Below are 24998 nucleotides of genomic sequence, written 5' to 3'. Positions count from 1 at the left end.
TTCGGGCCGGCACGATAAACCGCAACAACCAATTTTCCGACCGATATGCAAGGAATCGTCTGGATTTTGTTTTTCTACCTGCTCGGCTGCGTCGTCTCGGCGCTGACAGGCAACTTCATCCCCGGCAGCGTCGTGGGCATGCTGCTGCTCTTCGGCGCGCTGTCGGCAGGGTGGCTCCGCCCGTGGCGCATGAAGCGGGCCGCGGGTTTCCTGCTCGACAACATGATGCTCTTCTTCATCCCGGTGGGCGTAGGGCTGATCGCCTCGTACTCGCTGGTGAGCAAATACCTCGCGGCGATCCTCGTCGCATCGATCGTCAGCACGGTACTGGTGATCGTCGTCGTCGGCATGATCGAACAAAAGCTCGAAGGCAAGCGCCGGGAGGATTCCCACACGCCGGAAAACTCCGCACGCCCGAACCCCGCGGCATCGGCGATGCCGGCTCCGGTCGCCCCCCCAGGGATCGAATCCACCGGAGCCGAACCCACCGCTGCCCGAGCCCCCGAAACCGCAACGCCATCCAATCCCGGCCGCCATGAATGAAATCCTTTCGTCGCAGACCTTCCTGCTCACACTGACGCTGGCCGTCTACCTCGGCTCGATGTGGCTCTATAAAAAGGTGCGTTTCGCACTGCTGCACCCGCTGATCGTCTCGATGGGGGTGCTGATCCTCTTCCTGAAACTCTCGGGTATCCCCTACGACCTGTTCATGAAGCAGATCCAGATCATCGACTTCATGCTGGGGCTTTCGGTCGTCGCGCTCGGCTACCTGCTCCACGAACAGATTTCACAGATTAAGGGCAATGTGATCGCGATCGTCACGGCAATCGTCACAGGCAGCGCGGTGGGCATCCTGAGCGTCGCGCTGATCGCCCGCGCAATGGGCGCCGAACAGGCCGTCATCGCATCGCTCGAACCCAAATCGGTCACCACCGCCATTGCGCTGAACGTCTCGGCACAATCGGGCGGCATCCCGGCCCTCACGGCCGTCGTCGTGATCCTCGTCGGCATCTTCGGCGGCGTGGCAGGGCCGTTCATCCTCAAAAAGATCGGCGTCGAAAGCAAGATCGCCAAAGGGCTCGCGATGGGGGCCGCCGCACATGCGATGGGCACCGCCCGGGCGATGCAGCTCGGCGCGGTAGAAGGCGCGATCAGCGGATTGGCGATCGGGCTGATGGGCATCGCCACCGCGATCCTCGTCCCGATCATCGCGCGGCTGTTGTAAAAAACTCCTGTCGCCGAGAGCCCCGGGCGGTCCGTTTTCCGTACCCGGCCGCAAAACGCGCTGCCGTGCAAAAAATTCCCGCCGCGGGACCCGCAAACCGGAACTTCTTGCTAAATTTGCAAAAAGCCTTAATACCCAATGCCCATGACGACCCGACAGCGCTTCCGCGGCATCACCGACTGGTTCCAGCAAAACATGCCGGTTGCGGAGAGCGAGTTGCAGTACCAGAATCCGTACCAGCTGCTCGTTTCGGTAATCCTCTCGGCGCAGTGCACCGACAAACGCGTGAACATGACCACCCCGGCGCTCTTCGACCGGTTCCCTACTCCGCAGGCGATGGCCGACGCCGATCCCGAAGAGATTTACCCCTATATCAGGAGCATCTCCTACCCGAACAACAAGGCCAAAAACCTCTCGGGCATGGCGCGGATGCTCTGCGAAGAGTTCGGGGGCGCCGTTCCTGAAGATATCGAACAGTTGCAGCGGCTGCCGGGCGTGGGACGCAAAACGGCCAACGTCGTGGGCATCGTAGCCTTCGGCAAGAGGGCGATGCCGGTCGACACGCACGTTTTTCGCGTGGCCGACCGCCTCGGGTTGTCCACCGGAGCCAAAACCCCGCTGCAAACCGAAATGCAGCTCACCGAAGGTTTCCCGCCCGAAGTGCTCCCCCTCGCACACCACTGGCTGATCCTGCACGGGCGCTACGTCTGCACGGCCCGCAAACCGCACTGCGAAGCCTGCGGCCTCACCCCCTGGTGCCGGTATTACGCCACGCAGCAGAAAACAGCGCCCCAGGGGAACGCCCCCGCCGAACCCCCTATCCGGCACGCACGGAAACGGGCCGCCGCCGCTCCCCGCAAGAAATAACCGCCGGGCCGCGTTTTGATTTTCGCCAGCAGTTGCGTACCTTTGGAGATTCAGTCAAGAACCATTGATACCGCCACGAAGATGATGCTTTCAGCCGACAAACTGAACCGCCTGCGCGAACTGATCGGGGGAGCCCCCCGCAAGATCGCGCTGCTCTGCCACACGAACCCCGACGGCGACACGATCGGCGCGGCGCTGGCCTGGCGCGCCTACCTCGAGCGGCTCGGCCACACGACCTGCTGCATCGCACCGAACCGATACCCCTACTTCCTGGAGTGGATGAGCGATATCGCGCAGATCGGCGTTTTCAAGGAGGACAGCGACGGCGCCCTCGCGCGTTTCGTCGCCGAGGCCGACATCATCTTCAGCATGGACTTCAACCAGATCGGACGGCTCGACCGCCTGACCGAAACCGTACAGGCCAACACGACGGCCACCCGCGTGCTGATCGACCACCACCTGCACCCGCCGCTGGACGAATACGCGCTCTCCTTTTCGGACGTGAAGGCGTGCTCGACTTCATACATCGTCTACCGGCTCATCATGGCGCTGGCCGGCGAGGAGGCGATCACCCGGCCGATGGCCGAATCGCTCTACGTGGGCATCATGACCGACACGGGCAACTTCGCTTACAGCATCCTCGATGCCGACCTGTTCCGCGCGGTAGCCGTGCTGATCGACCGCGGCATCAACGTGCCGCACATCTACAGCGCCGTGTACAACAATTTCTCGGAGGGACGCATGCGTTTGCTGGGCTATGTGCTCAACGACAAGATGAAGCTGCTGTGGGAGCACGGCACCGCCTACGTGGGGCTGACCGAGGAGGAGATGCGCCGGTTCAATTTCAAGCAGGGCGACTCGGAGGGATTCGTCAACTACCCGCTTTCGATCCGGGGAATCAACCTTTCGGCGATGTTCATCGAGACGCACCGCGACATCCGCGTCTCGCTGCGTTCGCGCGGCGACGTGGACGTCAACGTCTTCGCACGCCGCTACTTCGGCGGCGGCGGCCACCGCAACGCTGCGGGGGGCAAGTCTTTCGTCACGATGGAGGAGACGATCCGCCACTTCGAACGCTCGGTGCGCGAATACTTCGGCGAACTTCCCCCGCCCGCGACGGACAACGGCGACACGGACAACGGAAACCCCTCTCAGGTAGAGTAAAACATAAGCCCCGGAAGCTCTCCGGAAACGAGTGGCCCGGGAAGAGCCCCATCCGGCGCTGAAAAGACCCGGTGCCCAAAAGCCGGGCGGGAACTTTCCGGACCCAACGCCGGGACACGAGCCGCAACAGGCCGCAACAAATTCAGCACACAAACGTTTCTTAAACGGACTGCCCTACCGGAAGATGACCGCTACGAAATTCAAATACCGCCTCGACCGCCGCAGCCGCCGCATCACGTGGGGGACCTTCGCCGCGATCGCCGCACTTTTCGTCGGGTTCCACTTCATCTGGGGAGGCGCCTACCTTCCGGCCTGGTTCCTGCTGCTGCTGCTCTGTATCATCACGCTGTTCGTGCTGTCGTTCCCGCGCTACCTCACCATCGACGACGACACGCTCCAGATCCACTGCATCGTCGAACTGACGCGCATCCACGTCGAGGAGATCGAGACGGTCCGGCGCATCGACCGCAGCCATTTCCGGCGAATGATCCCGCTGCTGGGCAGTTACGGTTTCGGCGGCTACTTCGGCTACTGGTTCCACCTCAGCGACTGGACGATCTGCAAGCTGTACACGACCGAACGCAAGCAGCTGGTGCTGATCGAGGACATCTACGAAGATATCTACATCGTCAGCTGCCCGGATCCGGACCTGCTGGTGACGCTCTGCACTGTGGCCCGCGACCGGAAACGGGAAGAGATTTACCGCCATGCGCTCGCCGCAGGCAAACTCTCCCCCGAAAGCATCCTACCGGAAAGCACTGCACCAGGAAACACACGGGCCAAAGCCGCCGGCACGACATCCCCCGGCACAGAAGCCGCCGGCACCCGGGAGGCACCGCCATCTCAAAAGGAACCGTTCCAAGAGGAGCCGTCCGGCGGGAAGGGCACCCCGCCTGCGGATGGAGCCGGATTACCCGCCAAAGAACCGACACAAAACACAAACGACAAACGATAGAAAAGATGCTGTTCGACCTCGATTTGATCCGTACCGTTTACGGAACCTTCGCCAACCGCGTCGATGCCGCCCGCAAGGCCGCCGGCACGCCGCTGACACTCACCGAGAAAATCCTTTACGCGCACCTGTTCGACGCCGACGGGACGAAACTGCCCATCGGGCACGCCTACGTCCGCGGCACGGACTACGTCAATTTCCGTCCCGACCGCGTGGCGATGCAGGACGCGACGGCGCAGATGGCGCTGCTGCAATTCATGAACGCCGGACGCGACCGTTCGGCCGTCCCCGCCTCGGTGCACTGCGACCACCTGATCCAGGCCGACATGGGCGCGGACAAAGACCTGCCCACGGCCAACAGTGCGAATCGCGAAGTGTACGGCTTCCTCAGCAGCGTGTCGAACCGCTACGGCATCGGCTTCTGGAAGCCCGGCGCCGGGATCATCCACCAGGTCGTGCTGGAGAACTATGCGTTCCCGGGCGGCATGATGGTCGGCACCGACTCGCACACCCCCAACGCCGGGGGCCTGGGCATGATCGCGATCGGCGTGGGCGGCGCGGATGCCGTCGACGTGATGGCGGGCATCCCCTGGGAGCTGAAGATGCCGAAGATCATCGGCGTGAAGCTCACCGGAAAACTGGGCGGATGGGCTTCGCCGAAAGATGTGATCCTGAAACTGGCCGGCATCCTCACCGTCAAGGGAGGCACCAACGCCGTGATCGAATACTTCGGCGACGGTGCGGCGGCGCTCTCGGCCACCGGCAAAGCCACGATCTGCAACATGGGCGCCGAAGTGGGCGCCACCTGTTCGCTCTTCCCCTACGACGAGGCGATGGAACGTTACCTGCGGGCGACGGGCCGCACCGAAGTGGCCGACGGTGCGAACGCGCTCGGCGACAACCTGCGGGCCGACGCCGAGGTAGCCGCCGATCCCGGAAAGTATTACGACCGCGTAATCGAGATCGACCTTTCGGCGCTCGAACCCTATATCAACGGTCCGTTCACGCCCGACGCCGCGCACACGATCTCCGAATTCGGCGCCTTCGTCCGCGAAAAGGGTATCCCGCAGCAGATGGAGGTCGGCCTGGTGGGTTCCTGCACGAACTCCTCGTACCAGGACATGGGCCGCGCCGCTTCGGTGGCGCGCCAGGCCAAAACCAAAGATTTGAAAGTGAAAGCGGAGTTCATCATCAACCCGGGCTCGGAGCAGGTTCGTTACACGGCCGAGCGCGACGGCATCCTGGGGGACCTGACCGCCATCGGCGGCGTGATCATGGCCAACGCATGCGGCCCCTGCATCGGGCAGTGGGCCCGCCACACCGACGACCCGACGCGCCCGAACTCGATCGTCACGTCGTTCAACCGCAACTTCGCAAAACGCGCCGACGGCAACCCCAACACGCACGCCTTCGTCGCGTCGCCCGAACTGGTGACGGCACTTACGATCGCGGGCGACCTGACTTTCAACCCGCTCACCGACACGCTCACGAACGAAAAGGGCGAACCCGTGCGCCTCGACCCGCCGCAGGGCGACGAGCTGCCGCGTCAGGGCTTCGGCGTGAAGGATAACGGCTACATTGCGCCCGACACCGCGAACCGCGGCGAGGTGGCGATCGACCCGCAGTCGAAACGGCTGCAACGGCTCGAACCGTTCGCGCCGTGGGACGGGGGCGACTTCACGGAGCTGCGCCTGTTGATCCAGGCCGCAGGCAAATGCACGACCGACCACATCTCGATGGCAGGTCCCTGGCTGCGCTTCCGGGGCCACCTGGAGAATATCTCGGACAACCTGCTGATGGGAGCCGTAAACCGTTTCAACGGCCAGACGAACAGCGTCCTGAACCCGCTCACGGGCGCATACGAGGGCGTTTCGGCCGTAGCCAAACAGCTCAAGGCGCAGGGCATCGGCTCGATCATCGTCGCAGAGGAGAACTACGGCGAAGGGTCGTCGCGCGAGCACGCGGCGCTCGAACCGCGCTTCCTGAACGCGAAGGTCGTACTGGTCAAATCTTTCGCGCGCATCCACGAGACGAACCTCAAAAAACAGGGCATGCTGGCGCTCACCTTCGCCGACGGAGCCGACTACGACCGCATCCGCGAGGACGACCGCATCTCGGTTACCGGACTCAAAACGTTCGCACCCGGCAGCCGCATGACGATCACGCTGCTGCACAGCGACGGCACCTCGGAGAGCTTCGAAGCGCTGCACACCTACAACGAGCAGCAGATCGGCTGGTTCAGGGCGGGTTCCGCGCTGAACAGCTGACACGCGAAGCGAGACCGAGCTGACGCACAAAGGAGAACCGACCGGATCCCGCACCGTGTACCCAAAGTGTACCCAAGCCCCATGCGAAGGTACGGGCACATAAAGAAGGGACGATCTAATTTTTTGTCGCTCCCGGCTTCCCGGGTGACTCCTGGCCTCCTGTCGGCAGCACGCTGAGCCAGGGGATCCCCCCGACAGCCGACAAATCGACTTTCCCGGACTCGATCAAACCGCTGATGATCGTATCACGCGCATCGGCGCTCTGGAACGCATACAATTCAAACACCGGTAATACGGATACGAAATGTTCCATGATCTCGGCCTGAATGGACTCGTAGCTCGGCCAGTTCTTGTTGGAGGAAAAGCAGTAAATCTGCACGGGCAGTCCGTTCCCGGTCGGGGCCAGCGTGCGCACCATCAGGTCCAGATCCTTGTTGATAAAGGGATGGCGCCTCAGATACAGGGCCATATAAGCCCGTAACAAACCGACATTGGTATCGATGGTACCGTTCACCAACCCGGCGGGGTTATCCGTGTTGGCGACCCGGCCTTCGGCGGCCTGTTGCTGCTTGCCGGTGATGAACTGCGCCAGCTCGTCGTCGAAAGCCTTCATCTTCTCCAGGAATTCCGGCGTACAAGGTTTTATGTAATCGAGTTTCAGCGCATATTCGCGCATGATGCGGCGACCGCCGGAGTCGCTCATGCCCCGCCAGTTGATAAAAGAGCCCGATACCAGCGAATAGGGGGGAACGGTAACGATCGTATTATCGAAATTCCGGACTTTGACGACATTCAGGGAGATATCGGTCACAACCCCGTTCACATTGTTTTGCGGCATCTCTATCCAGTCGCCGATACGGACCATGTCGTTCTGCGAAATCAGCACTCCCGCGACGAAACCCAGAATGGTATCCTTGAAGACCAGCATCAGGACGGCGGCAAAAGCGCCCAGTCCCGTAATCAGGTTGAACGGCGATTTGTTGATCAGGATGGAGACGATGACGATCACGGCGATACAGGAAAAAATCACCTGGAAGATCTGGATAAAGCCTTTCATCGGGCGGTTCTGCAGCTGCTGCTCGCTTTTCAGCGCATCCCCCACCGTATTCAATATCGCATTGACGGAGAAGATCAATGCTATGAAAAAATAGATCCACGTAACTTTCTCACTGACGACGTACCACTCGGATTTGCTGTCGAAAGCGAAAGGCAGCAGGGCCGAAATCATCAGGGGCGGGATAATGGCCGTCAGTTTCCGCAATACGTTATATTTGGCCAACGAACCGAGGAAGCTGACATTCTTACGTTCCAATATCCTCCGGGTAAAACGCACGGCCAAGGTATGAACGATAGCGGCAAAGGCGAAGGCTATCACGACGATCAGGACCAGGAACAGCGCCTCGTCCAGCTGATCGAGCATGTGCCTCGGAATACCTATCCACGAGAGAAATTCTTTGATCCAATGCAACAAAGTTTGAGCGAATTCACTTGTATTCATAATCGTTCTTCTGCATTAATGTTCAATATATAGAGGCATTCACCCGGAAGCAGCCTGCTGCTTCCGAGCGGATTCCCATCGCCCCCCTGCCGATATTCGCGGCGGCACAGGGCATGGGATATCCTGCCGCAAAGCCTTCCGATCCTTTTCACCGGCAAGAATCCGGAAAGGACGGGACAATCAGTTACAAACCGTCTCTACCGGATCGGACACGGCTCCCGTCGCAGCATCCGGTTCGTTTTTGGGCTGTATGTAAAACCCCTGCGAAGGCGTCCACTCGACACAAAACAGGTCCGAAGGCGTGTCGTACCCCAATTTACGGAGATTTTCGGCGAGCCACTCCGCGGTCTGTCCGGCGCTGCGCAGCGAACTCTCCAGCACGGCGCCGTTGTTCACCAGCAGGTAAGACTGCAAACGGTCGCCGCGCCGTGAAACCGTCAGCCGGCCGTTCGTCTCGAAGCGCACTTCATCCACTTCGAACATCGAAAAAATACCGTTTTCACGCAGCATAGTACGAAACTGCTCCATCTCGAGGCCGTTGCGACGGAACTCCTTCAGGTTGATCTTGCCGCCCTGCACGATCATCACCGTATCGCCCTTGATCAGCCTGCGCAGGTGCTTGAAGCGCAGCAGGAAGCGGATCAACAGGTTGAACACGGTCCAGACGCCGAGCGCGAGGACCATGTACCAGGCCGAGAGGTCCGGATTGTACACCACGCCGCCGACCAATGCCCCGAGTACGAATGCATTGACCGAATCGAGCGGCGTGAGCTGCGCCATCTGCGTTTTCCCCGAAATCCGCAGGAAAAAGAGGACCCCCAGCATTCCGACCAGGACTTTGACCACAATACTTTCAACCATTGCACACGCTTTTTAATCAACACTTTCGATGCTGAAAAAACCGTGCCGGAAATGGCCGCCATTCCCTACTTCCGCTGCAACCGATCCGGATTCCCGTACGACCGCAGGACTGCGCCGGTTTCACCACTTGCGTACCGCTCCCGGTCCGACCCCACATACAATACGGTTTTCACGGGTCCGACAGCGGCCCTGTAAAACAAAAAATGAAGCAGGCCGCCCGATGGGCGGCCTGCTCGTTTCATCCTGCGTTCTCCTTCCGGACGGGCGCAGTCCTTCGCTAAAGATTAGAGGGCGAGGAATTCGGTGGTACCGAACAGTTTCGCGAACTCTACGTCTTTGGCAGCTTTAGCCTTGTAAGCGCTGTTCTTCGAAATGGCGCTCTTCAGGTTGGCGATAGCCGAGCTGCTGTTGCCTTCACGCATAGCGATGATGGCTTTCAGGTAGTCAGCCTGTGCGGAGTTGTCGCCGCTCAGAACCGATTTAGCTTTTGCCAGGTTGCCGTTCAGCACCTCTGCGACAGCCAGGTTGTAGCCGTCCAGTGCGCGGGCAGCCTCAGCGTAGTTGCCTTCAGCCAGGTTCACCAGACCCATGCTCTTGCGAGCCTGCGGGATGCTCAGTGCGGAGAGGTAGCTCTTAGCCTTGGCCACGTCGCCGTTCATCAGGGCCAGAACACCCAGGTTGTTGCTGATGATCGGGTCGTTGCTCAACGTAGCGGCCTTCTCGATAGCGCTCTTAGCCTCGCCGGCTTTGCCGGTCTGACCCAGAACCACACCCATGTTGTTGTAACCGCGGGCGCTGTTGAATTTGGTAGCGGCAGCCTTGTAAGCTTTGATCTTCAGGGCAGCATCGCCGGTCAGCGTTGCACCGTAAAGCATCTCCTCTTCGTTCAGCACGTCGATGTTGCCGGAAACGGCAGCCAGGATCTCAGCGTCGGTACGGCCTTCGATGTCCACGTCGGCAGAGAGTTTCGTGCGGCGCAGCTGCGGCAGGATCTCCTTAGCCAGTACGTCGAATACCGACGACATGTTGCGGATCTCTTCGTCACGTTTCACGGGGTTGTCGTACATGGCCAGAACCTGCAGGATCAGATCCTTGTCCTTGATGTCCGATGCGGAAACCAGTTCCTTGAAACCTTCCCAGTCCTCACCGTAAGCGGCGATGTCGTACTTGGCGTTTTTCACGTCTTTCAGCTGCTCGCTGATGGCCTTCTGGCCGGTCTGGCTACGCTCTTTCGACAGTTTGTCGTTGAAAGCCAGCGGGCCGTCGGGAGAAGCGTAACCCTTGGCGTAGATGTTGCCCAGCGTTGCGCGGTCTTTGTTCGAATACTCTTTCACGAAATCCTCGAACATTTTGATCTGCTCTTTGGTCAGCTCGCCCTTGCGAACGTTCGCACGGTTGATCAGGTACATGATCTCGGCACCCTGAGAGATGGTCGTCACGCGTTTGAAGTTGTCCGGCATGATGGCCAGGCCGGCAGCGTTGTCAGCCAGCTTCTGGATGGTGCTGATGCCCTGAGCCACCGGAATAGCGGCGATCGGGGTGAATTCGCTGTGCTTGCCCTTGGCGCATTTGCCTTCCACGCGAAGCTCCATCGTGCAGAGGTCAGCGCGAGAATCGTACGGGAAAGTCACGGTCTGAGTGTAAGAGCCGCCCTGTTTTTTGGCAATAACGGTGTAGTTGTCTTTCACCTTTTCGCCCTGAACGTACTTCGGAGTACCGGTGATTTCACCGCCTTCGAATACCAGAACGGGGGTCACCTTCAGGACCGCCTTCTTGTTGAAGTAGGCGGCGGGGTAGGTAACGGTGATATCGGCTGAAACGGTATTACCCTTCAGCGACAGCACGGTCGGCGTGCAGGTGATGTTCACATCGTCAGCGTTTTTTGCCATTTTCTTGTAGCAGTTACAGCTGGAGAGCAGGACCGCTGCAGAAGCGAGCATCAAGCTTACTTTTACAAACCTTTTCATAATCAGTGTTTTAAAGTTAATTAAATATGTATTCTCTTTCGTTTTGCACTAATCGCATTGGTAGCCACAAAAATAGAAATATATTTTGGAAAACCTCAAGCTTTTCCGATTTTTTTTCGGTGTGCGCGCTGCAGCGCTTTCGGTTCACAATCTATCGTTTATCCCTATTTGCGTTCCTCCCTGCGGTGAGCGTGGTGGCCTTCGCGGCGTTCAGGACGGCCTTCGCCCTTCTCCTCGGACTTTTCGCCGCCCGGAAGCAGCACTTTGCGGGAGAGTTTGAGTTTGCCGTTCTTGGGATCCAACCCGATGAGTTTCACCTCGATCGTGTCGCCTTCCTTGAGTCCGGTCTCCTCCATCGTCTCGTAACGCTTGTTGCCGATCTCGGAGATGTGCAGCAGGCCGTCCTTACCGGGCATGATCTCAACAAACGCGCCGAAAGCGACGATCGAACGGATTTTCCCCGTATAAATTTCGCCTACTTCCGGAATCGCTACGATACCCTTGATGCGGTCGAGCGCAGCATCGAGCGCCTCCTTGTTCTCGCCGAAGATGTCCACGAAACCCTTGCTGTCCTTCTCGGTGATCGTGATGGTCGTTCCGGTGGTCTTCTGGATTTCCTGGATCACCTTGCCGCCCGGGCCGATCACGGCGCCGATAAACTCCTGCGGGATAGTGATCTGGACGATACGCGGCACGAAAGGTTTGTAGTCCTCCCTCGGTGCAGGCATAGCTTCAAGAATCTTGCCGAGAATGTGCATGCGGCCCTGTTTGGCCTGCTCCAATGCGTTGGCCATCACCTCGTACGAGAGGCCGTCGACCTTGATATCCATCTGGGTGGCAGTGATACCGTCCTTAGTACCAGTCACTTTGAAGTCCATATCGCCGAGGTGGTCCTCATCGCCGAGGATGTCCGACAACACGGCATATTTTCCTGATTTCGTGTCGGTGATCAGACCCATCGCGATACCCGAAACCGGTTTTTTGATCTTGACGCCGGCATCCATCAGCGCGAGCGTACCGGCGCAGACGGTAGCCATCGACGACGAGCCGTTCGACTCGAGGATATCCGACACCACGCGTACGGCGTAGGGATTCTCCTCTCCGACGGGAACCATCGGTTTGAGGGCGCGCCAGGCGAGGTTGCCGTGGCCGATCTCGCGGCGCGAGAGGCCGCGTGCGGGACGGGCCTCGCCGGTGGAGAACGGCGGGAAGTTGTAGTGCAGTACGAATTGCTCCGAACCTTTGAACAACACGTCGTCGATCTGCTTTTCGTCGAGCTTCGTACCGAGCGTAACGGTCGTCAGCGACTGCGTCTCGCCGCGGGTGAAGATGGCCGAACCGTGCGCGCAGGGCAGGTAACCCACTTCGCACCAGATCGGGCGAATCTCGGTGGTCGAGCGGCCGTCGAGGCGGATCCCCTCGTCGAGGATCATGTTGCGCATCGCTTTCTTCAATACGTCGTCGTGGAAGTAACGCTTGATGAGCGGGCGCTTCTCGGCAAGCTCCTCTTCGGAGAACTGTGCGCAGAACTCCTCCTCCAGCGCATCGAACTTGTCGCTGCGCTCGTGCTTGGCCGAACGTTCGCGGGCAATGGCGTAAGCCTTGTCGTAGGTTTCGGCGATCACCTTCTCGCGAAGGGCCTCGTCGTTGGTCTCGTGGCAATAGGTGCGCTTCACGTCTTTGCCCAGCTCCTTGCTCAATTCCATCTGGGCCTGGCAGTGCTTTTTGATTTCGGCGTGCGCAAACTTGATCGCTTCAAGCATCTCGGCTTCCGAAACCTCTTTCATTTCGCCTTCGACCATCAGGATGTTGTCGTAGGTGGCGCCTACCATGATGTCCAGGTCGGCGTCGGCATTCTGCGTGAAGGTGGGATTGATCACCAGCTCGCCGTTAATGCGGGCAACGCGCACCTCGGAGATCGGGCCGGCGAACGGCACGTCCGATACGGCCAGCGCCGCCGAAGCGGCCAGTCCGGCCAGCGCGTCGGGCATAATGTCCTTGTCGGCCGAAATGAGGTTGACCTGTACGAATACCTCGGCGTGGAAATCCGAAGGGAACAGCGGGCGCAACGCGCGGTCGATCAGTCGCGAAACCAGGATTTCGTAATCCGAAGGGCGGGCCTCACGCTTGAGGAAGCCTCCGGGGAAACGGCCCGCAGCGGCGTATTTCTCTTTGTATTCGACCGACAGCGGCATGAAATCGCAGTCGGGTTTGGGCTCCTTGGCGGCAACTACGGTGGCCAGCAGCATCGTGTTCCCCTGTTTCACAACGACCGACCCGTCGGCCTGCTTCGCTAATTTTCCTGTTTCGATGACGATCTCGCGGCCTCCGCTGAGCTGAATCACCTTCTGTGTGGCATTATACAACATCCTTTGTCCTGTTAATTATTTGTTTTCTGTCTCTTGTCTCTGCTTCGTCCATTTTTCCGTCTGCGCGCCTTCAGTCCCGGCACTCTCACAGCTTCCCGGGCCTATCCGCCCCGGAATCGTCCGGAGCGCGCTGCCCGCCTGCTCCGGCCCAACCGGAAAGCCCGGGCGATTCCGGCCCTTTCCGAGCGGTCCGGACGGCTTTTTTAAAAGAGAATAAAGCTGTCCCCGGTAAGGACAGCCCCATTCATCTCGTTGCGCATACGGTGCGCGGCTATTTTCTCAGGTTCAGAGCCTTGATGATGGCCCGGTACCGCTCGATATCCACCTTCTTCAGATAGTCAAGCAGACGGCGGCGCTTACCCACCAGGCGGAGCAGCGAACGCTGCGTGCCGTAGTCGTGCTTGTTTTGTTTCATGTGTTCGGTGAGGTGGCTGATACGGTAGGAAAACAGCGCGATCTGGCTCTCTGCCGAGCCGGTGTCGGTGTTAGACTTCCCGTAGTTTGCAAAAAGCTCCTGCTTTTTGTCTGATTCTAAATAACCCATTTCGTGTAATTTATTTGGTTTTTTTCGCCTTGGCTACTTCCCCCCTCAGAAGAAAGTCTTCTCAAAGCGATTGCAAAACTAATATTTTTTTCAAAACCAAGCAACTAATCCCCGAAGAATCCTCATTTTTTCGGCCCCCAGACCACAAATCCCGGCTTTCGGAGGACAAATAGTCTCCGGCCGGCCGGGAACATTCCGGAGTCGGCATCCTGCCGAGGAGGGATCCGCAACACCGGCCCGGCCAGTACCGGCCGACACGCGGGACCTTTGCGGGTACCCGCAGACATTCATTGTCCAAGGAGCAAATTCCCGCGGCGGAGGGCTTACAGCCACTTTTTCCAGCGGAAGAACAGGTACGTGAGCGCGGAGACGACCACCATCAGCCCCAGCGCGAACGGATAACCGTACTTCCAGTGCAGCTCCTGGATGTAGGCGAAGTTCATGCCGTAGATACTCGCGATCATGGTCGGCGGCATGAAGAACAGCGCCGCGACGGTAAAGATCTTCGTCACGTTGCTCTGCTCGATGTTGATCAGACCGAGCGCCGTGTCCTGCAGGTAATCGAGGCGTTCGGAACTGAAGTCGGCGTGGCTGATCAGCGAATTAACGTCCTTGATCATCAGCGTCAGGCGGGGATAGACGTCGTTCGGGAAGCGTTCGCTGCGCTGGATGCCCGACAGCACCCGCTGCCGGTCGAAGATGTTCTCGCGGATCAGCATCGTATTCTCCTGCAGGTGGCTGATGCGCTGGAGGGTTTCGCGGCCGATCTGTTCGCTGATGTTCACCTCCTTGCTCAGCGCGGCGATGTTCTTGGCCAGCGCTTCGACCAGGTCGGCGTCGTAGTCGATGCGCACCTCGAGGATCGACACCAGCACATGGTAGCCGGTGGCATAGGCGCGGTAGTTCATCTGCAGGCGCTTGGCCGCCTCGGTGAAGGTCCGGAACTCGGCGTTGCGCACCGAGACGAGCACCCCCTCGGCGATGATGAACGAGACCGGTTCGATGGCGAAGGTCTCTGTATAGGGCATGAAGAAGTTCGAGTTGCAGATGATCGCATTCTCGGTTTCGGAGTATTTCGACGAACTCTCGATCTCCTCGACCTGCTGCTGGGTCTGGAGGTTGATCTCCATGAAGTTTTCGACCGCCTTCTGCTCCTTGATCGAAGGGGTGAGCAGGTCGATCCACAGAATGTCGTCGTAACCCAGTTCGTCGAACAGCTTGACGTCGGCGTTGCGGACGATCTTGTTGAATTGCTTGAGGTAGATGGTAATCATGGCTTCGGCTCTTTACGGTTGTACTCTGCGGCTCCCCGCCGCACCCGCCTCCCGGGCGGTTTCCGCGCCGTCCGGGGTGCTTCCTTCGGCGGCTACCGTTCCCCGCTCCGGCATCCAGTACGCCAGATCTGCCGGGAAACGGCCTCAGCGCCCCAAGGCGCCTCAGCCGGGGGTGGACGGGGGGTCGTACCGCCGTCCGAGTTGCCAGTATAGTTCCATCGCCCGGCGCTTCGGCGCGTCGAGCACAAAGTCGATATTTCGGATCAGGTAATCACAGGCGTAAGGCCGCGCGGCATACCCGGACCACGCCACCGCTTCGGGGATGTGCGCCGTTCCGTAACGAAGGGCCTCTTCGAGCTGCGAAACCCGTTCCTGCGGCACCTCCCCGCGCGCCACCCACGCGGCGAACGCGAAAGGCAGCCCCGTCATCGCGCGCCACTCGTCGGAGAGGTCGTACAGGTAGCGGAACCGCGCCTCGTGGTCGAACACCTTGTCGCCGATCAGGATATAGCCGGACTTGCCGGTGCCGGACTCAGTTCCAGTTCCAGTTCCGGCCGCACCGCCTGTCCCGGTTGCTTCCGCCGCGGGGATTGTTCCGTGTGTGCCGGCCGCTGCACCGGTTCCGAACGAATAGTCGGTCAGTGGGCGCCACTGCGGGGCGATACCCCACTTTTCGGCCGCGAGGATGCGGGCCAGCCGCACCGATGTGCGCGAATGGCTGTCGAGCCAGATCGTGTCGAGCTCCTCAACGGGATAGTCGGACGCGAGCACGACGGTACGCACCGGGCCGCTGGCGCCGATGCAGAAGGGGGTAATGATTTGCAGGTCGGGAATTTCAGGAATGGCGGCCACCGGGATCAGTCCCACATTGGCCTCCCCGGTGCGCAGCGCCTCCGCGCAGAGCCTGGGCGGACACAGCAACAACCCTTCGCGCAGGCTGCCGCCCGCACGGGTAATACCGTATATATAAGGTATCGTATTGAGGTAAGAAACGGCGACTATCCGGGTTCGCGTCATCATCCATACAGCGTCAAAATTGGTGGATACTCTCCGGGGGCCCGCAGGCCTTCCGGGCTGCCTGGCAGGACGCGCGCCCTCATCCGGGCGCTCTTCCGCAATGCGAAGGTAACGAAAAAAACGGCACTTCCGCCCGCCTTCCGCATTTTTTCTTCAACCCTCGGACGGCTTGCCGCCCGACGAAAAGCAAAACGAACCTTCCTGAATGAGTGCGGGAATGCGACAAAAAAGCTATCTTTGTTACGACTGCCTGTCCGCCTCCGGAGCCGCAACAAAAATACCCCGGCGCATGGCTCCGACAGCTATAAGACTTGATTGAACCCGAATCCGATGAGACCTATCGCTACGTTCTGTTTACTGACCGCACTGCTGCTCAGCGGGAGCATCCTTCCGGCTGCGGCTTCGCAGGCCTTCCCCGCCACCCTCTCTTCGTTGCACAAAGAGCCCGCCGGGCAGGACGGCGACGATACCGGAATCGACGCGGTGGCCGGCGCATCGGGCGAGAAGTACGTCGTCCCGGGATCGCGCGGGGCCGCGCAATCCGGCACTCCCGGAGCACAGAACGCCACCGCAGCCGGAACACAGGGAAAGCCCACGGTCGTCTATACCTTCCCGATCGACGGCGACATCATGCCCGCGCAGCAGCGGCTGGTGGCCAAATGCCTCGCCGACGCCCGCTCCGGCGGCGCCGAACTGGTGCTGATCCGGCTCAACACCTACGGCGGACTGGTCAACGCCGCCGACTCGATCCGCACGATGATCCTCAACTCGCCGGTACCGGTCTGGGTCTTTATCGACAACCAGGCCGCTTCGGCCGGGGCGCTCATCGCGATCGCGGCCGAGCGTATCTACATGCGTCCGGGCGGCAGTATCGGCGCAGCCTCGGTCGTGGACCAGAACGGCAAGCCGATGCCCGACAAGTTCCAGAGCTTCATGCGCGCGACGATGCGCGCGACGGCCGAAGCGCACGGCAAGGTGATCGAACGCATCGACGGCGACGACACCCTCTGGCGCTGGCGGCGCGACCCGCAGGTCGCCGAGGCGATGGTCGGGCGCACGGTGGGCGACAGCACGACCGCCGGGGTGCTCGCCTTCACCGCGTCGGAAGCGTCGGAACACCATTACAGCGAAGGGACGGCCTCCACCGTGGACGAAGTGCTTGCACAGGGCGGCGTACAGCAGTACACGCTGCACGAATACACCCCCACGCGGCTCGACCGCCTGCTGGGCTGGCTGATGAACCCGGTGGTGCAGGGCATTTTCGTGATGATGATCGTCGGCGGCATCTATTTCGAGCTGCAAACCCCCGGCATCGGCTTCGCGCTGGTGGTGGCGATCCTCGGGGCGGTGCTCTATTTCGCGCCGCTCTACATCGAGGGTGTCGCGCAAAACTGGGAGCTGATCCTCTTTATCATAGGGCTGGCGCTGTTGGCCGTCGAGATTTTCGTGCTGCCGGGCTTCGGCATCGCGGGCGTCGCGGGGATTATCGCGGTGGTGACCGGCCTCTCGTTCGCGGCGATCGACAACGACCTGCTGCGCCACCTCTCCACGGGCGAACTGACGCTCGCGTGGCTGCTGAGGCCGGTGCTGGTGGTGATCATCGCCGCTTCGGCAGCGCTGGTCGGGGGTATCGTCCTGGGACGCCGCTTTCTCACGGGCCGTTCGCCGCTGCAAAAAAAGGTGGTGCTGACCGCAGAAATGAAGCCCGAAGAGGGTTACGTGAGCCACCCGCAGATCGAACCGGAACTGGTGGGTCGCACCGCGCTGGTGATGGCGGTGCTGCGACCCTCGGGCCGCGTGATGGTCGACGGGCGGTATTACGACGCGGCGGCCGAGGACGGCCTGTTCGTCGCGCGCGGCCGCACGGTGACCGTCACCCGCATCGAGGGCGGCGTGCTCTACTGCACCCCGCAGGAGCGCAAAACGGAGTAAAAACCCGCGCCGTCATCACTATGCGGCGAAAAAAACAGGACGTCCGGATACGGGAATAAGAATTTTATACTATCTTCGTATCAGATACATACACGGCGTAAGCCGTAAATATATCAGAGACACAATTTTTATCCTAAACAGTCAACTTAGGGAGCCTTCTTCGGAAGGTTGTTGAACCGGGAATAAAAGTTGCTAGTCCTCGCTATACCCCGGCGGCAGATCCTGCCGGGTATAGCTTGGGCGCAGTGCAGCTGCCGGTTTCAGGCTCCCTAAGGCCTACTGTTCACAGTTGTATCTGCGTCCTTTTTTTGTGGCGCAGTGCGGGAAAACGGGTGCGGTGTCCAGGGATACGGCGCGGCAGGACGCGACGGTACCGATATAACGCGATCGGATGCGGCAAGGGGCATGGCTCCGGCATCCGCAGGGCGTAGCGCAACCGTCGGCAGGAATACCGGAAAAGCTTCGAATGGGGAGCCGTTTCTGTGCCTGATTTTGAAACCGGTGGGCCCGGCAACGCTCACCGGCACAGTTTGGGCGGCGCAGGCGGTACGTAGCGGACTTTCCGGACTCCTGCGGCGGTTGCGTCTGCGTTCCGGGTCAAAATATTCCGGCTGCGGCCCAAGGTGCGCGGCAAAAACGTGCTGCCAGAAAGTTCGACCGGGGAGGGCGCTCCGGGACGCGGCGCGGCTGCATACTACCTGAGTGAAACGGACTGCCGGGCGTTCCGGCACATACCTACTCCCCCCTGAAGCGGCTCAGCACCCCGGCCGGATCGCGCACGGTCTGCTGCATCCAGCGGTAGAGCACCTCGTCGCGGTCGCGACGCGAAAGCTGCCACACCGCCCGGGCCGGAGCGTCCGCAGTGCACACGACGCCCGTACCGGCCGGAATGTCCATCGCGCGGACGCGGGTCGAAAGCGAGTAGAGCAGGATCGCCGCCGAGGCCGACACATTGAGGCTTTCGACCATCCCGCACATCGGGATGCGCAGGAATTCGTCCGCCCCGGCCTTCACCTCGTCGCTGATACCGGCGTGCTCGGTGCCGAAGAAAAGCGCGAACGGTCCCGCCGCCACGTCGAACGTTTCGGGGGTGGCGTCGTCCAGGTGCGGCGTCGTGGCGACGATCCGGTAACCCCGACCGCGCAGCGAGCCGATCAGCTCCGCCGTCGTCGGATGCTTGCGGATTTCGATCCATTTGTCGGTGCCGCGCACGATCTGCACGTTCGGCGAAAAACGGCACAACTCTTCCACCGCATGCAGCTCCTGCACGCCGAATGCCTCGCAGTTACGCACCAGCGCGCTCGCATTCTGCGGATGGAACGTATTCTCCATACAGACGGTCATATAACGCGTCCGCATATCCACGGCGCGACACAGCGTCGCGTAACGCTCCGCGGTCATAAAACCCGACAGGTATTCGATCCTGCGGGCGAGCAGTTCGTCCGGAAATCCGGCGCTATCTTCTATATTTTTCATCGTCGTCCAGCAGTTTGAGGTAGCTTTCATAACGCGAGAGGCTCACCTCTCCTCGCGAGAGCGCCTCTTTGACCGCGCAGCCGGGCTCGTGCGTATGCGTGCAGTTGTAATAGGAACAGCCCGGTGCGAGGCGGAACAGTTCGGGGAAATAACGGGCGATCTCCGCCCCGTCGAGGTCGATCAGCCCGAACCCCTTGATCCCCGGCGTATCGATCAGCCAGCCCCCCTCCGCGAGCGGGTACATCTCCGAAAAAGTGGTCGTATGGCGGCCTTTGTGGTGCGCGTCGGAAACCTCGCCGACCCTCACCTCCAGCGACGGATCGATCGCGCGGATCAGCGTGGACTTGCCCACGCCCGAATTGCCCGAGAGCAGCGTCACGCGGTCGCGGAGCCGCTCCAGCAACGGTTCCGTCCCCATGCCGGACATCACGGACGTTCCCGCGCCGCTCCCGGAATCCGCATCGCCGCCGAGGCCGGACGTAGCTTCCGTCCGGGTTTCCTGCCGCCGCGCGCGCGCGGGATTGATGCGCAATACTTCGCCGCGCGAAGCCGACAGTTCGACCACGTCGTAGCCCGCACGGGTATAGGTTTCGATAAACCGGGCCCGCTCCTGCTGCAGCTCCCCGGTCGTATAGAGATCGCTCTTGTTGAGCAGGATCGCCGCCGGAATGTGGTACGCCCCGGCCGTCACCAGGAAACGGTCGATAAACTCGCTGTTCGTAGCCGGACGGACGAGCGACACCACCAGCAAAGCCTGGTCGATGTTCGCCGCGATGATGTGTGACTCCTTCGAGAGGTTCGACGCGCGGCGGATGATGTAGTTGCGCCTCGGGTGCAGCGCCACGACCGTTCCGGACGTACAGGATTTTCCCGGTACGCCGGCCGCCCCGGCACCGCCCGCCGCACGGCCGCCGGTTCCATCCCCCTCCGTCCCGGGCGCGGTACGCCCCGTTCCGTCTCCGGCCGTTTCAATCCCGGCCGGCAGTTCGGGTTCGTAATCCACGATATCGCCCACCACCACAGGGCTGGTCGAGCGGCTGCCGCTCAGGCGCAGGCGCCCCCTGAGGCGCCCCTCGACGGTGGCCTGCGAGGCGAGGTCGTGCAGCATGTAGCGGCTGCCTGTCGCCTTGACGACAACTGCGGTACGTATGGTTTCCATGGGCAAACTGTTGTAATATATAAAAACCGAAGCGAGCCTTCGCATCCCCCCGGAACGACTCCGGGCAACCTTAAAGAAACTGCTCTTTCAGCGATCTCAGGTAGGGAAATGCGAGCTCCCCGGCCTCTTTCACCGGGCGGTAGAGCCACGACCGCTCCGTTTTTTCGCCGTCGGTCCAGTGGCGGGTGAGGTTGATCGACTCGTAGGCGCCGAGCAGTACGCTCACCAGCAGCGCCACTTTCACAATCCCGAGCGCGGCGCCCCCCAGCTGGTCGAACAGCCCGAGGCCCGCGAATTTGAACAAGCCGCGCATCAGGCGTCCCAGCAACGCAAGGGCCACAAGCACCAAACCGAAAACGAGCAGGAACCCCGCCGCCTGTCCGGTCATTCCTTCCGAACCGAGCCAGCGGCTTGCGGGAATGCTGTAACGGTAGGCCAGGTAGACCCCCACCAGCAGCCCCAGGATGCCCGAAAGCTGCACGATGATCCCGTCGCGCCATCCTTTCCACGCCCCCACGGCCAGCAACAGCCCGCATACGATATCGAAAACGGTCATTTCCCTTTTAAGTCTTTGGGACACGTACGCCCCGGCCCCGGTCGATCCCGGTGCAATTTTTGATACGAATATAGCGATTTATTTTCTTTTCGCTATTTTTGTACACGAATCGGCCGGCCGTGCCCGAAAGCTCGCGCAGGAGGCCGATACGACGGCATGCATGCCATCCGGGCCGCCTGCGGACCGGGCGGGGTGCTGCGGTATGCAGATCGCACGCTCCTCCGCAGGCAGCCGGCGGGACCAATCCACCGGGCTGAATATCCCGGGGAACGCCCCGCGTACAGGAACGAACGACCCGTGCCACCGAACTGCGGAACGAAACCCGCGGCGGGCATATTAAAATACCTTTCCCGATGAGATTTCCGATGAAAAACAGAGCCCTGATCCTCACCCTGCTGCTGGGTACGCTGCTTGCAGGGAGCGCCCTGCAGGCCCGGGCGCGCGAAGTGATCAACATCAACCGCAACTGGCGCTTTTTCAGCAACAGCCACACCAGCGACAACGCCACGATGGTGAACCTGCCGCACACCTGGAACCGCGACGCGCTCGGCGGCCACAACGACTACTACCGCGGCATCGGCAACTACATCAAGGATATCAAGGTTCCGGCCGAATGGCGCGGCAAGCGGGTCTTCATCCGCTTCGGCGCGGCGGGCGACGTGGCGAACCTCGCCGTGAACGGCCGCCATGTGGGCGAGCACCGGGGCGGCTTCACCGGCTTCACCTTCGAGCTGACGCCCTACCTGCGCTTCGGCGAGACGAACTCGATCTGGGTGATCGTCAACAACTCGCCGCAGATGGACGTACTGCCCACCGCGGGCGACCACAACGTCTACGGCGGCCTCTACCGCGACGTCGAGCTGATCGTCACCGAGCAGTCGGTCATCCGCGCCTCCGAAGGCGGCATCCGCCTCGTGCAGAAAGCTGTCTCCTCGGAACGGGCCGCAGTGGATGCGGTCATCCGTATCGACGGGCAGCGAGACCGCAACCTGCTGGTGAACCTCGCGGTCACCACGCCGCGCCGCGATACGATCTTCTTCCAAGCCTCGCGCTTCCGCGTGCCGGCCTCGGGCATCGGCACGGTGACGATCCCGATCGAACTGGAGTCCCCGACGCTGTGGAACGGCGTGGAAAACCCCTACCTCTATAACGTCATCGTCAAAGTGACCGACCAGAACGTCACCTGCGACTCGCTCGCAGTGCCGCTGGGACTGCGTTACTTCTCGGTCGACCCGAAAACGGGCTTCGCGCTCAACGGACGGCCGCTGCAGCTGCACGGCGTGTTTTATTACGAAGACCGTGCGAGCGTGGGCCCGGCGCTGACCGAATACCAGATCCGCGAAGACCTCGACTACATGGTCGAGATGGGCGTCAACGCGGTACGCACCTCTCCGGGACCGCACTCGCAGGAGTTTTACGACGAATGCGACCGCCGCGGGCTGATCGTCTGGAGCGACCTGCCCTTCGTGGGCCCGTCCTATCTGACCGACCGCGGCTACATCGGCACCGAGTCGTTCCGCGCCAACGGCGTGCAGCAACTCCGCGAGATGATCTCGCAATACTACAACCACCCCTCGATCGCGATGTGGGGGCTGTTCAGCAACCAGAGCATGCGCGGCGACGACCCCACCCCGTACATCAAGGAGCTGAACACGGTGGCCCGGGAGGAGGATCCCACGCGCATGACCGTCGGCGCGAGCAACCAGGACGGACAGATGAACTTCATCACGAAGCTGGTCGTCTGGGACCACATCTTCGGCTGGAAAGAGGGCCTTCCCTCCGATATTTCAGTATGGCTGAAACAGCTGCAGGCCAACTGGAGCAACCTCAACTCGGGACTCAGCTACGGCGCGGGCGCAAGCATCTACCACCAGGACGACTCGCTCTACCGGCCCGACTACCTGGGTAACTGGCATCCCGAGCGGTGGCAGAGCTACCTGCATGAACAATACTATTCGTTCGCGAAAAATGCGCCGTTCCTCTGGGGCGTCTTCATCGCGAACATGTTCGACTACGGCGCGGCAGGCCGCGAATGGGGCGACGGCACCGGCGTAGACGACCGCGGACTGGTCACCTTCGACCGCAAATACCGCAAGGACGCCTTCTATTTCTACAAGGCCAACTGGAACCCCGACGAACCGTTCGTCTACATCGCCGAACGCCGCTGGGACCGCCGCGTAAAACGCACGCAGACGCTGAAGGTCTACTCCAACGCACCGGAAGTCGAAATGCTGCTGAACGGCGTTTCGCTCGGCAAGCGCTCCGGCGTGAACGGGGTCTTTACCTGGGAGAACGTGACGATGGCCGAAGGGATGAACGACCTGGAAGCCCGCAGCGACTCGGGCATCGACCACACGCGGATCGAAATCGCCGAGGACAAAATCCACCACGGGATCAATTAGCCGGAGAGACACGTCTCAGCACCGGGTAAAGTGCCCGACCATGACCCGACCATGATACGCCGCCGATAACCGAAGGCCGGCACATCCGCCGGCTCTCCGGCTCCGACCGTCCCTCCCGAATCCTCCCCTGCGGTTAGGGGAGGAATTATGCGGGTCCGACAAACGTTCCGCCGCCGGTCCCGAAAGGAGAGCCGTCCCGGGGAACCGACCGCACGCCCGCACAACGCAATATCCGACCAACCCGAAACAACCGACCCGGAAACAATGCCCGAACAGACCATACCCCTTCCCGCCGACGTGCGGTACTTCACCCCCGCCGGGCCGTTCCGGCTCGAATGCGGCGCGGCGATTCCGCTGAGGATCGCCTACCACACCTACGGTACCTTCACGGGCGACAACGCCCTGTGGGTCTGCCACGCGCTGACGGCCAACTCCGAGGTAGCCGACTGGTGGCCGCACACGGTCGAAGCGGGCAAGTTCCTCGACCCGGCGCGCTGGTTCACGGTCTGCGCGAACATCGTCGGCTCGTGCTACGGCACCACGGGACCCGCGAGCCCCGACCCCGCCACGGGAAAGCCCTATTACGGCGCCTTCCCGCCGGTAACCGTCCGCGACATGGCGCGGGCAAACCTGCTGTTGGCAGACCACCTCGGCATCGCGCACGCCCGCGCTGTGATCGGCAGTTCGATCGGCGGCTTCCAGGCGCTCGAGATGGCGCTCGAACGGCCCGGTTTCGCCCGGAAGCTGATCCTGATCGCCACGGCGGCCCGCGCCCAGCCGTGGACCATCGCTGCGGACGAAGCGCAGCGCATGGCCCTCGAGGCCGACACCACGTTCGGCACCGACTCTCCGGACGCCGGGCGCCGGGGCATAGAAGCCGCACGCGCGATCGGTCTGCTGACCTACCGCGGCTCGTCGGCCTACAACGCGACGCAGCAGGAACACGACGACCCGGACAAGACGCGGGGATTCCGCGCCTGCTCCTACCAACGGCACCAGGGCGAAAAGCTGAGCCGCCGTTTCGACGCCTACTCTTACCGGCGCATCACCGAGGCATTCGACTCGCACAACGTCGGGCGCGGCCGCGGCGGCGTGGAGCGCGCGCTGGGCACTATCGGGGCCGACACGCTGGTGGTGGGGATCACTTCGGACATCATCCTGCCCGTGGGCGAACAGCTAGCCCTCTGGCGGCACATCCCGCACTGCCGCATGGAACTGATCGTTTCGGATTTCGGACACGACGGCTTCCTGGTCGAACATGCCAAACTGGACGCCATTTTGGGGCCGTTCATCGAAAGTTGATAATTTTCGCACGGCAGCACATTTTTATTCCCCCGATTTTTAATACCTTTACGCATCCTTGTCCGCCCGTATTCAGGCCGCAGGCACGGAATCCACAACCGAATCCGCAATACCATCCGTGCCGTTTCCCTCCACGGGAACGCACACCTACAATAAGACAGAAGAA

At 61.2% G+C, this 24998-nt stretch carries 19 protein-coding genes; 9 read left to right on the top strand and 10 right to left on the bottom strand.

What is annotated here, in order from left to right; translation table 11 throughout:
* The first annotated feature begins 45 nt into the window (after positions 1-45).
* The 6 genes from NQ495_RS09215 to NQ495_RS09190 all read left to right on the top strand — a co-directional run bounded on the left by NQ495_RS09215 (position 46) and on the right by NQ495_RS09190 (position 6475).
* Positions 46-543, top strand: a complete 498-nt coding sequence (locus NQ495_RS09215) for a CidA/LrgA family protein (RefSeq protein WP_009132951.1) — start codon at positions 46-48, stop codon at positions 541-543.
* Positions 536-1225: an LrgB family protein gene (locus NQ495_RS09210; RefSeq protein WP_009132950.1), complete on the top strand. Its 690-nt coding sequence runs from the start codon at positions 536-538 to the stop codon at positions 1223-1225. The genes NQ495_RS09215 and NQ495_RS09210 overlap by 8 nt, the downstream gene beginning before the upstream one ends.
* 144 nt (positions 1226-1369) lie before the next feature.
* A complete protein-coding gene (gene nth / locus NQ495_RS09205; RefSeq protein WP_083818299.1) occupies positions 1370-2092 on the top strand; it encodes an endonuclease III in 723 nt (240 codons plus the stop codon).
* 81 nt (positions 2093-2173) lie between these two features.
* Positions 2174-3256, top strand: a complete 1083-nt coding sequence (locus NQ495_RS09200) for a DHH family phosphoesterase (protein ID WP_009132948.1) — start codon at positions 2174-2176, stop codon at positions 3254-3256.
* A gap of 184 nt (positions 3257-3440) precedes the next feature.
* A complete protein-coding gene (locus tag NQ495_RS09195) occupies positions 3441-4211 on the top strand; it encodes a PH domain-containing protein (protein ID WP_009132947.1) in 771 nt (256 codons plus the stop codon).
* Positions 4212-4216: 5 nt separating this feature from the next.
* On the top strand, positions 4217-6475 hold the full coding sequence (locus NQ495_RS09190; RefSeq protein ID WP_009132946.1) for an aconitate hydratase: 2259 nt from the start codon (positions 4217-4219) through the stop codon (positions 6473-6475).
* A 115-nt stretch (positions 6476-6590) separates the two neighbouring features.
* Here NQ495_RS09190 and NQ495_RS09185 read toward each other — a convergent pair whose 3' ends face one another.
* From NQ495_RS09185 to NQ495_RS09155, 7 genes are all read right to left on the bottom strand, one after another.
* On the bottom strand, positions 6591-7973 hold the full coding sequence (locus NQ495_RS09185) for a mechanosensitive ion channel family protein (RefSeq protein ID WP_009132945.1): 1383 nt from the start codon (positions 7971-7973) through the stop codon (positions 6591-6593).
* Positions 7974-8153: 180 nt separating this feature from the next.
* The gene (locus NQ495_RS09180; protein WP_009132944.1) at positions 8154-8834 is read right to left on the bottom strand and encodes a DUF421 domain-containing protein; all 681 of its coding nucleotides are present in this window, start codon (positions 8832-8834) and stop codon (positions 8154-8156) included.
* Between the two features lie 284 nt (positions 8835-9118).
* Positions 9119-10801 carry a tetratricopeptide repeat protein gene (locus NQ495_RS09175; protein WP_009132943.1) on the bottom strand — a complete coding sequence of 561 codons (1683 nt, stop codon included), beginning with the start codon at positions 10799-10801 and terminating at the stop codon, positions 9119-9121.
* Positions 10802-10965: 164 nt separating this feature from the next.
* A complete protein-coding gene (locus NQ495_RS09170; RefSeq protein ID WP_009132942.1) occupies positions 10966-13170 on the bottom strand; it encodes a polyribonucleotide nucleotidyltransferase in 2205 nt (734 codons plus the stop codon).
* Between the two features lie 271 nt (positions 13171-13441).
* The gene (gene rpsO / locus NQ495_RS09165; protein ID WP_009132941.1) at positions 13442-13714 is read right to left on the bottom strand and encodes a 30S ribosomal protein S15; all 273 of its coding nucleotides are present in this window, start codon (positions 13712-13714) and stop codon (positions 13442-13444) included.
* A 323-nt stretch (positions 13715-14037) separates the two neighbouring features.
* Complete coding sequence (locus tag NQ495_RS09160) at positions 14038-14988, bottom strand: magnesium transporter CorA family protein (RefSeq protein ID WP_009132940.1); 951 nt, start codon at positions 14986-14988, stop codon at positions 14038-14040.
* Between the two features lie 162 nt (positions 14989-15150).
* Positions 15151-16008 carry a menaquinone biosynthesis protein gene (locus tag NQ495_RS09155; protein WP_009132939.1) on the bottom strand — a complete coding sequence of 286 codons (858 nt, stop codon included), beginning with the start codon at positions 16006-16008 and terminating at the stop codon, positions 15151-15153.
* Positions 16009-16335: 327 nt separating this feature from the next.
* On the opposite strand from NQ495_RS09155, the gene NQ495_RS09150 reads away from it, so the two are divergent.
* Positions 16336-17937 (top strand): NfeD family protein, encoded by a 1602-nt coding sequence (locus NQ495_RS09150; protein ID WP_009132938.1) that lies wholly within the window; start codon positions 16336-16338, stop codon positions 17935-17937.
* A 735-nt stretch (positions 17938-18672) separates the two neighbouring features.
* On the opposite strand, the gene NQ495_RS09145 is transcribed toward NQ495_RS09150, so the two are convergent.
* The 3 genes from NQ495_RS09145 to NQ495_RS09135 form a co-directional block, all read right to left on the bottom strand.
* On the bottom strand, positions 18673-19413 hold the full coding sequence (locus NQ495_RS09145) for a TrmH family RNA methyltransferase (RefSeq protein ID WP_009132937.1): 741 nt from the start codon (positions 19411-19413) through the stop codon (positions 18673-18675).
* Positions 19394-20572, bottom strand: coding sequence for a ribosome small subunit-dependent GTPase A (gene rsgA, locus NQ495_RS09140; RefSeq protein ID WP_009132936.1), 1179 nt, complete (start codon positions 20570-20572; stop codon positions 19394-19396). The genes NQ495_RS09145 and rsgA overlap by 20 nt, the downstream gene beginning before the upstream one ends.
* Positions 20573-20642: 70 nt before the next feature.
* Positions 20643-21128, bottom strand: coding sequence for a CvpA family protein (locus NQ495_RS09135; protein ID WP_009132935.1), 486 nt, complete (start codon positions 21126-21128; stop codon positions 20643-20645).
* A gap of 365 nt (positions 21129-21493) precedes the next feature.
* On the opposite strand from NQ495_RS09135, the gene NQ495_RS09130 reads away from it, so the two are divergent.
* Both NQ495_RS09130 and NQ495_RS09125 read left to right on the top strand, forming a co-directional pair.
* Positions 21494-23530 carry a glycoside hydrolase family 2 protein gene (locus NQ495_RS09130; protein WP_147513040.1) on the top strand — a complete coding sequence of 679 codons (2037 nt, stop codon included), beginning with the start codon at positions 21494-21496 and terminating at the stop codon, positions 23528-23530.
* A gap of 264 nt (positions 23531-23794) precedes the next feature.
* Positions 23795-24832, top strand: a complete 1038-nt coding sequence (locus NQ495_RS09125; protein ID WP_009132933.1) for a homoserine O-acetyltransferase family protein — start codon at positions 23795-23797, stop codon at positions 24830-24832.
* The last annotated feature ends 166 nt before the right edge of the window (positions 24833-24998 follow it).

The organism is Alistipes indistinctus YIT 12060 (genome assembly GCF_025144995.1).
GTDB classification, from domain to species: domain Bacteria; phylum Bacteroidota; class Bacteroidia; order Bacteroidales; family Rikenellaceae; genus Alistipes_A; species Alistipes_A indistinctus.
The sequence above is the reverse complement of the archived record's forward strand: the minus strand, read 5'-3'. Positions and strand labels throughout refer to the sequence as shown.